This window comes from Sphingomonas sp. CCH9-F2 (assembly GCF_001556735.1).
In the GTDB taxonomy this organism is placed as follows: Bacteria; Pseudomonadota; Alphaproteobacteria; order Sphingomonadales; family Sphingomonadaceae; genus Sphingomonas; species Sphingomonas ginsenosidimutans.
Map to the genome: position 1 here is coordinate 1 of NZ_LSJO01000083.1, position 7,773 is coordinate 7,773.

11 protein-coding genes and 1 other RNA gene are annotated in these 7,773 nt (G+C 70.1%); 4 read left to right on the forward strand and 8 right to left on the reverse strand.

Features of this window, described 5'->3' with window-relative positions; translation table 11 throughout:
• Positions 1 to 138: 138 nt before the first annotated feature.
• Positions 139 to 276, reverse strand: coding sequence for a hypothetical protein (locus tag AX685_RS22245; RefSeq protein WP_169803574.1), 138 nt, complete (start codon positions 274 to 276; stop codon positions 139 to 141).
• Positions 277 to 389: 113 nt separating this feature from the next.
• Here AX685_RS22245 and AX685_RS02410 point away from each other — a divergent pair, with 113 nt between their 5' ends.
• The 4 genes from AX685_RS02410 (at position 390) to mtgA (ending at position 3,675) form a co-directional block, all read left to right on the forward strand.
• Positions 390 to 944, forward strand: a complete 555-nt coding sequence (locus AX685_RS02410; RefSeq protein ID WP_066485043.1) for a shikimate kinase — start codon at positions 390 to 392, stop codon at positions 942 to 944.
• Positions 941 to 2,062, forward strand: coding sequence for a 3-dehydroquinate synthase (gene aroB, locus AX685_RS02415; RefSeq protein WP_066485045.1), 1,122 nt, complete (start codon positions 941 to 943; stop codon positions 2,060 to 2,062). Before AX685_RS02410 ends, aroB begins: the two co-directional genes overlap by 4 nt.
• Before the next feature lie 62 nt (positions 2,063 to 2,124).
• Complete coding sequence (locus AX685_RS02420; protein WP_066485049.1) at positions 2,125 to 2,949, forward strand: alpha/beta fold hydrolase; 825 nt, start codon at positions 2,125 to 2,127, stop codon at positions 2,947 to 2,949.
• 51 nt (positions 2,950 to 3,000) lie between these two features.
• Complete coding sequence (gene mtgA, locus AX685_RS02425) at positions 3,001 to 3,675, forward strand: monofunctional biosynthetic peptidoglycan transglycosylase (protein WP_066485051.1); 675 nt, start codon at positions 3,001 to 3,003, stop codon at positions 3,673 to 3,675.
• Between the two features lie 128 nt (positions 3,676 to 3,803).
• Here mtgA and AX685_RS02430 read toward each other — a convergent pair whose 3' ends face one another.
• The 7 genes from AX685_RS02430 to AX685_RS02460 form a co-directional block, all read right to left on the reverse strand.
• Positions 3,804 to 4,040 (reverse strand): hypothetical protein, encoded by a 237-nt coding sequence (locus AX685_RS02430; RefSeq protein ID WP_066485056.1) that lies wholly within the window; start codon positions 4,038 to 4,040, stop codon positions 3,804 to 3,806.
• Positions 4,041 to 4,131: 91 nt separating this feature from the next.
• Positions 4,132 to 4,455, reverse strand: coding sequence for a YbaB/EbfC family nucleoid-associated protein (locus AX685_RS02435; RefSeq protein ID WP_066485058.1), 324 nt, complete (start codon positions 4,453 to 4,455; stop codon positions 4,132 to 4,134).
• Positions 4,452 to 6,092, reverse strand: coding sequence for a DNA polymerase III subunit gamma/tau (locus AX685_RS02440; RefSeq protein ID WP_066485061.1), 1,641 nt, complete (start codon positions 6,090 to 6,092; stop codon positions 4,452 to 4,454). The genes AX685_RS02435 and AX685_RS02440 overlap by 4 nt, the downstream gene beginning before the upstream one ends.
• A 354-nt stretch (positions 6,093 to 6,446) precedes the next feature.
• Positions 6,447 to 6,540: signal recognition particle sRNA small type (gene ffs / locus AX685_RS02445), an RNA gene on the reverse strand.
• A 63-nt stretch (positions 6,541 to 6,603) separates the two neighbouring features.
• A complete protein-coding gene (locus AX685_RS02450) occupies positions 6,604 to 6,930 on the reverse strand; it encodes a hypothetical protein (RefSeq protein ID WP_066485068.1) in 327 nt (108 codons plus the stop codon).
• 68 nt (positions 6,931 to 6,998) lie between these two features.
• Entirely contained in the window at positions 6,999 to 7,301 is a 303-nt protein-coding gene (locus AX685_RS02455) for a 2Fe-2S iron-sulfur cluster-binding protein (protein WP_066485071.1), read from the reverse strand.
• The coding region (locus AX685_RS02460; protein ID WP_156445619.1) for an aminotransferase class V-fold PLP-dependent enzyme at positions 7,298 to 7,773 on the reverse strand (476 nt) is incomplete at its 5' end. The genes AX685_RS02455 and AX685_RS02460, both read right to left, overlap by 4 nt.

Here is a 7,773-nt window from a genome sequence, read left to right on the forward strand (position 1 = left end):
GTGGGCGCCGGCGCCGGGGCGGGCGCGGGATCGCCGAAGCCGGGGGGAAGAAGCGATTCCGGCCGCTGCTGCTGCTGTTGCTGCGCCAGCGCCGCCGCGCCGAACGCCAGCGCCGCGCCGCCGGCGACCAGCGCCCGCTTAATTCGCGAGGTTGCCAAGCTCGACCACCTTTTCCACGCGCGTGGTGGGACGTTCGGTGGCGCGGCCCGCCAGGAAGAACAGCGCCCCCAGCACGACGACCAGCAAGACGATCAGGGAGACGAGCAACCGGGACATGGACTTCACCTAACAACGTGCCAGATACCGGGCCGGACACCAGCCCGGCGCCCGGCAACGGGTGCGCACGGTCTGTTGCCGCGGCCGACGTGCGCTGTATAGCCCGGCGGACGATGTTGCAAAGCCCGCCCGTTCCCCGTTCCCCGGAAAAGCCGCGATGGACCGGCCAGCCGATCGTGCTGGTGGGGCTGATGGGCGCAGGCAAGTCCACCGTCGGGCGGCGGCTGGCGGCGCGGCTGGGGCTGGCGTTCGTCGACGCCGATCACGAGATCGAACATGCCGCGGGGATGACGATCAGCGATATCTTCGCCAAGTTCGGCGAGGCGCATTTCCGCGACGGCGAACGCCGCGTGATCCAGCGGCTGATCGACGGGCGGCCAAAGGTGATCGCGACCGGCGGCGGCGCGTTCGTGAATGACGAGACGCGCGCGCTGATCCTGTCCGACGCGCTGTCGATCTGGCTCGACGCGCCGGTCGAGGTGCTGGTCGACCGCGTCGGGCGTCGCGACACCCGCCCGCTGCTGCGCGGGCGCGATCCGGCGCAGGTGCTGCGCGATCTCGCCGCGGTGCGCAATCCGCTCTACGCCCAGGCGCACCTGCGGGTCGCCAGCGGCAATGCGCCGCACGACATCACCGTGCGCGCGATCATGAAGGCCATCGGCAAATGACGAATATCGCGATCGACAAGGGCATCACCGTGCCCGTGGCGCTGGGCGAGCGCAGCTACGACGTGCGGATCGAGGCGGGATTGCTGGGGCGCGCGGGCGACCTGCTGGCACCGATCGCGCGCGGGCGGACGATGCCGATCGTCGCGGACGAGAATGTCGCAGGCCATCTGGCGACGCTGCAGGCATCGCTGGACGACGCGGGCGTGCCGCACCGCGCGATCGTGCTGCCCGCGGGCGAGGGATCGAAGAGCTGGGCGACACTGGAGCGCCTCACCGACGAACTTCTGGCGCTAGGGGTCGAACGCGGCGACCATGTCATCGCGCTGGGCGGCGGGGTGATCGGCGACCTGGTCGGGTTCGCCACCGCGATCCTGAAGCGCGGCTGCGGGTTCGTACAGGTGCCCACCACGTTGCTGGCGCAGGTCGATTCGTCGGTGGGGGGCAAGACCGGGATCAACGCGCGGGCCGGCAAGAACCTGATCGGTGCGTTCCACCAGCCCGCGACGGTGCTGATCGACCCCGACGTCCTCGATACCCTGCCAGCGCGGCAGGTACGCGCCGGCTATGCAGAGGTGGTCAAATACGGGCTGATCGACGATCCGCATTTTTTCGCCTGGTGCGAGGCGAACGGCGCGGCGCTGCTGGCGGGCGACGCGGCGGCGCGCACCTATGCGATCGCGCATTCGGTCGCCGCCAAGGCGCGGATCGTCGGCGAGGACGAATTCGAGACGACCGGGCGGCGCGCGCTGCTCAACCTGGGGCATACCTTCGGCCATGCGCTCGAGGCCGAGGCGGGCTTTTCCGACCGGCTGCTGCATGGCGAGGCGGTGGCGGCGGGCTGTGCGCTGGCCTTCGCCTTTTCGGCCGAAACCGGGCGCTGCCGGCCGGAGGACGCCGCGCGCGTCGCCGCGCACTGGCGCGCCAGCGGGCTGCCCGACGGGCTGGCCGCCGCCGGGATCGACGCCCCGCCCGCGCGGCTGATCGAGCATATGCGCCACGACAAGAAAATGGCGGCGGGCACGTTGCCGTTCCTGCTATCGAACGGCATCGGGCGCACCTACCTCGACCGCACCGTCGCGCTCGACCAAGTCGAGGCGTTCCTGGCGAGCGCCCGCTGACGGGAACGGGCGGGGAAGCGCCGCGTTCGGGTCGCTTCTGACCTCGATCGGCGGAGTTTCCCATGCCTTACGTCAAGACGCGCGACGGCACCGACATTTACGTCAAGGACTGGGGCGAAGGGCGCCCGGTCGTCCTGATCCATGGCTGGCCGCTGTCGTCGGACAGCTGGGACCCGCAAATGAAGGCGCTGGCCGATGCGGGCTTTCGCGCGATCGCCTATGACCGGCGCGGGTTCGGTCGCTCGGAGCAGCCGTGGCGCGGCTATGATTACGACACGCTGACCGACGATCTGGCCGACGTGATCCAGGCGGCGGGGGTCGGCAGCGACCTGACGCTGATCGGCTTTTCGATGGGTGGCGGCGAAGTGGCGCGCTACATGAGCCGCTACGACGGCAAGGGCGTGATCGCCGCCGGGCTGGTCGGATCGGTGGTGCCCTACATGCTCCGGACCGAGGACAATCCCGATGGCGTGCCCGAAGAGACGCTGCAACAGATCGCCGACGGCATCGCCGAGGACCGGCCGGAGTTCTTCCGCAATTTCTTCAAGGACTTCTTCGGTGTCGGCTATATCACCAGCCCGGTCAGTGACGCGACGCTCGACTGGGCATGGCGGCTGGCGATGCAGGCCGGGCTGCAACCGACGCTGAAATGCGCCGAAAGCTTCGGCCACACCGATTTCCGCGGCGACCTGCCCGCGTTCCGCGTCCCCACGCTGGTGCTGCACGGCACCGCGGACAAGACCGTGCCAATCGATGCCAGCGGGCGAGAGGCGGCGCGCGGGATCGCGCACTCGCAACTGGTCGAATATGACGGCGCGCCCCACGGCCTGTTCGCCACCGAGGGCAAGCGGCTGACTCGCGACCTGCTGACGTTCCTGGGCCAGTAAGCGCTTCCCCCCGCTGACTTGGCCGTCGCAATCGGCTAGCGAAGCGCGATCATGCTGTTCGCGCTTCGCCTGCTGCTCAAGGTCGTCATCGGCTTCGTCATCGTGTCGGTGCTGTGGGTCGCGATCTATGCGGTCGTCCCCCCGCCCTTCACCTTCACGATGGCGGGCGACCTGATCGCCGGCCATTCCGTCACGAAGGACTGGACCCCGCTGTCGCGGATCGACCCGGACATGCCGCGCGCCGCGATCGCGGGGGAGGATTCGCGTTTCTGCTCGCACCATGGCTTCGACTGGCGCGGGATCGCCGCGGCGGCGAAGAGCAACATGGAGGGCGGGCGCATCCGCGGCGGATCGACGATCAGCCAGCAGACCGCCAAGAACGCCTTCCTGTTCCAGGGCGGGGGCTATCTGCGCAAGGCGCTGGAGGCGTGGTTCACCGTCCTGATCGAGACAATCTGGGGCAAGAAGCGGATCATGGAGGTGTACCTCAACATCGCCGAGACCGGGATTGGCACCTATGGTGTCGAGGCCGGCGCCGAGCGGTATTTCGGCCATTCCGCCGCGACGCTGACCCCGATGGAGGCCGGCCGGATCGCCGCCGTGCTACCGCTTCCCAAGAAGCGCGAGGCGGTCGACCCGCGCGGGTTCGTGCGACGGCACGGCAACGCGCTGTCGCGCTATGTCGGGGTGGTGAAGCGGGCAGGGCTGGACAGCTGTCTGAAGTGAGGGGAGCGGGCCGTGACGACGCCGCCCGCCCACCCCAAATGTCCCCCCAGCGCAGGCTGGGGCCTCGCGCGGCTCCTGCCACCGGGAGATCCCAGCCTGCGCTGGGATGACGTCCCGCGCGAAGGTCTTTACTTCGTCGCGCTGTCGATCGCGCCGCCGGCCTTGTCGGCGGTCTTCTCGACGCTCTGCGCGGCCGAGGTGATCGCATTGTTCTTCGCGGTTTCGCTGTCGCTGCGCATCAGCACGAAATAGGCCGCGACCAGCACCGCGACCAGGATCGCGGCACCGATCAGCAACCCGCCACCGCCGCCGCGGCGTTCGATGATCGTCGTATGCGGCGTCTGCGTTACCCGGTCGTCCGTCATGGCATCCTCCTGTCATGGATCAGCCAAAAATCGACGCACGGCCGGATTGTTCCGCTATCGCAAGCAGTTCGCCCGGAAAGCCGGCCGGCGATCAGAACGGCAGCTTGAACCCCGGCGGCAGCGGCAGCCCGCTGGTCATCTTCGCCATTTCGGCGGAAGAGGCGGCGTCGGCCTTGGCGCGCGCGTCGTTGAACGCGGCGGCGACCAGATCCTCCAGCATCTGCTTTTCGGACGGGACGATCAGCGAATCGTCGATCGCGACCGCGATGATCCTGCCCTTGGCGGACGCCTTGACCTTGACCAGGCCGCCGCCCGCAGCGCCCTCCACCTCGATCGTGTCTAGGCTGTCCTGCGCCTTTTGCAGCTCGTTCTGGACGTTCTGCGCCATGGCCAGGATGTCGTTGATATCCTTCACGTGATACTCCGCTTGGCTGGTTTGGGTTCGATCAGTTCGGCATCGGGAAACGCCCGGAACGCGGCATCGACCACCGGATGCGTGCGCGCGGCATCATGGCGCGCCTGCACCACGTCCTGCTCCGCCTCGAACACGGTCGGCGCTCCGGGCAGGTCGGCCATCGAAATCTGCCACGGCTTGCCCGTCGCCTCGCGCAGCACCGCCGCCAGATCGCCCAGCGTATCGGTCGACAGCGGGCGGTTGCCGCTCAGCACGATCTCGCCCGGCTTGTAGCTGACCAGGCTGGCGCCGCGCTTCAGCCGGACGAGCAGGTCGAGCTTCCCGATCTCGTCCAGCAGCGCCAGCACGCCCGCGAACTCGCCGGGCATGCGATCGGCGGGCGCGGGCGGTGCGGGCGGCGGCGGCGACGCGGATGTGGCGGCGGCGGGCAACGGCCCGCCCTGCGCCAGCCGCCGCGCCAGATCGGCCGGATCGGGCAAGGTGGACGCGTGGATCGCGCGCAGGATCGCCATCTCCGCGGTTTCGATCGGCAGCGCGGCGCGCGCCACCTCCTCATGCCCCTTCAGGAACAATTGCCACAGGCGGTGGAGCGCGGGGAAGGACAGTGTCCCCGCCCAGTCGCGATAGGCGGCGCGCTCCTCGACCGGCTGCGCCGGATCGTCGGCGGCGCCGACCTTCACCTGGGTGATGCCGTGCACCGCCTCCATCAGCGCGCGGATCACGCCCAGCGGATCGACGCCCAGATCGTACTGCCGGCGGATCGCCGCCAGCGCGCCGGGCGCGTCGCCGGCCAGAATCAGCGCCAGCAGGTCGCGCACGGCATTGCGATCCGACAGGCCCAGCATGTCGCGTACCGCATCGGCGCGCACCCCGCCGCCGGCCATGTCGGCATGGGCGATCGCCTGATCGAGGATCGACAGACCGTCGCGCGCGGACCCTTCCGCCGCGCGCGCGATCAGCGCCAGCGCCTCCGGCTCCGCCTCGGCCCCCTCCGCCGCGACCACATGCGCGAAATGCTTCGCCAGCAGTTCGGCGGGAATGCGGCGCAGGTCGAACCGCTGGCAGCGCGACAGGACCGTCACCGGCACCTTGTTCACCTCCGTCGTGGCGAACAGGAACTTCACATGCGCGGGCGGCTCCTCCAGCGTCTTGAGCAGGCCGTTGAACGCCGCCTTCGACAGCATGTGGACTTCGTCGATAATGTAGATCTTGTAGCGCGCCGACACCGCGGCATAGCGCGACGCCTCGATGATCTCGCGGATGTCGTCGATGCCGGTGTGGCTGGCGGCGTCCATCTCGATCACGTCGATATGGCGGCCCTCGGCGATCGCGCGGCACGGCTCGCACACCCCGCAGGGCGCGATCGTCGCCCCGCCCTGCCCGTCCGGGCCGATGCAGTTGAGCGCCTTGGCGATCAGCCGCGCGGTGCTGGTCTTGCCCACCCCGCGCACGCCGGTCAGCAGGAAGGCATGCGCGATCCGGTCACGCTTGATCGCATTGGCCAGCGTCTGGACCATCGGTTCCTGCCCGATCAGCGCGTCGAACGTCTGCGGGCGATATTTGCGCGCCAGCACGCGATACGGCTGCGCGCCGGCCGGTGGCGCAGGGGGCGCGCCCAGATCGAGGGAGTCGGACATTGCGTTGCGATATAGGCACGCCAACGCGCGCTGTCGAAGGCGGAGATGATCGTCGCGCGATCCGGGCGAATGCCCGGCGTCAGGCGGGGTTCGCCGGTAACGGTGGTAGTATGCTGTCGTCCTGGGTTCCGGCGTTCGCCGGAACACGGTTGAGCCGCCGCGGTCGGCGTGCTCCTGCGCAGGCAGGAGCCCAGGGTTATGTCGCGCGACGGGTGATGCCGCACGTTTCCGTGATGGTCCAAGACGGGCTAGATGCGCCGCGGCGAAGCCGCGTCGTCGGACGGGTTCGGCCTTTACCCGCCCGCCGGCCGCGCTGGCGCGTCGTGCGGCGAGGATCGCCGCCTGCGCTCGGCGCGGTGGGAGCCGGGACGACCCGCGGCGAAATCGTTGTGGCTGCTTCCGTCAGGACCTGACCAGGTTGGCGACGACCACGTCCGCCCGACTCCCGCGCGCCATATGGCCGAGCCGGGCGGCGGGTTCAAGACCCATCGCCCGGCGGCCGGTCACGCCGTCACCAGCGCGCGCGATAGCAGCGGCGCACCGGGCCGTAATAGCTGTCCTGCCAGCGACATACCGTCCGCACGTCGCCCCACTGACGCCCGCGGTTCCAGCGCGGGCCGCGATCCCAGCGCGCGCCGCGGTTCCAGTGGCGGCCGCGATCCCAATGCCGTCCCGGACCACGGTCCCAGCCCGGTCCACGGTCCCAATGCCGTCCCGGTCCACGATCCCAGCCGGGGCCACGGTCCCAGCCCGGCCCGCGCGGATGCGCCGCCGCGGCGGTGGGGGTCAGCGCGCTCGCCGCAACGACGCCGGCGATGCTCAGTGCGATCAGTTTCATGTGCACCTACTCCTGCTCATGGTCTGTGGTGACAGACTAGGGCCGGGGCGCTGCACCTTCCCTGAACCTCACGGTAATCTCACCGTCAGCTTCCCCAGCGCCGCGTCGATCTGCACCTGGCACGCCAGCCGGCTGGTGCAGCGCGCGCCGGGGACGAGGTCGAGCATGTCCTCCTCCTCCTCGCCCGGCGGGGGGAGAAGATCGAAATCGGCGGCCTCGACGATCACATGGCAGGTCGCACACGCCAGATCGCCGCCGCACGTCCCCTCCAGCGGCTGGCCCGCGCGCTGCGCCACGTCCAGCAATCGCTCGCCTTGGGTCGCGGCTTCTTCCCGCACCGTGCCATCCGGCGCGACGAAGACGACGTTCATGCCGCCACCCGCTGCGCATCCGCCGCCGCGACGATCCGGTCGAGGGCGCCGCCAAGCTCGTCCACGGTCGTATAGCGCCCGAAGCCGATGCGGATCGAGGAGCGCGCCGCCGCCTCCGACAGCCCGATCGCGCGCAGCACGTGGCTGGCGCGTCCCGATCCGCTGGCACAGGCGGATCCGGCGGAAAAGGCGACATCGCGCAGGTCGCTCATCAACCGGTTGACGTCCAGCCCGTCGCGCCGGACGTTGATGTTACCGCGATAGCGATGCGCGCGCGATCCGTTGACGGCCCAGCCCGCCAGCCGTGCGCAAGCCACATCCCACAGGCGACCGACATGATCCGCGTCGGCCGCCGCGCGTTCCCTCAGAAGTTGCGCCGCCACCCCGAACCCCGCGCACAACGCCGGGGACAGCGTGCCCGACCGCCCGCCCTCCTGATCGCCGCCATGCAGCAGCGGGGCGGGCGCGATCC

Excerpts from the sequence above, each read along its gene's own strand:
- AX685_RS22245 (WP_169803574.1), bottom strand. The coding sequence starts at position 276 with ATGTCCCGGTTGCTCGTCTCCCTGATCGTCTTGCTGGTCGTCGTGCTG.
- AX685_RS02450 (WP_066485068.1), bottom strand. The coding sequence starts at position 6,930 with ATGAAACTGATCGCACTGAGCATCGCCGGCGTCGTTGCGGCGAGCGCG.
- AX685_RS02440 (WP_066485061.1), bottom strand. The coding sequence starts at position 6,092 with ATGTCCGACTCCCTCGATCTGGGCGCGCCCCCTGCGCCACCGGCCGGC.
- aroB (WP_066485045.1), top strand. The coding sequence starts at position 941 with ATGACGAATATCGCGATCGACAAGGGCATCACCGTGCCCGTGGCGCTG.
- AX685_RS02455 (WP_066485071.1), bottom strand. The coding sequence starts at position 7,301 with ATGAACGTCGTCTTCGTCGCGCCGGATGGCACGGTGCGGGAAGAAGCC.
- AX685_RS02430 (WP_066485056.1), bottom strand. The coding sequence starts at position 4,040 with ATGACGGACGACCGGGTAACGCAGACGCCGCATACGACGATCATCGAA.
- AX685_RS02410 (WP_066485043.1), top strand. The coding sequence starts at position 390 with ATGTTGCAAAGCCCGCCCGTTCCCCGTTCCCCGGAAAAGCCGCGATGG.
- mtgA (WP_066485051.1), top strand. The coding sequence starts at position 3,001 with ATGCTGTTCGCGCTTCGCCTGCTGCTCAAGGTCGTCATCGGCTTCGTC.
- AX685_RS02420 (WP_066485049.1), top strand. The coding sequence starts at position 2,125 with ATGCCTTACGTCAAGACGCGCGACGGCACCGACATTTACGTCAAGGAC.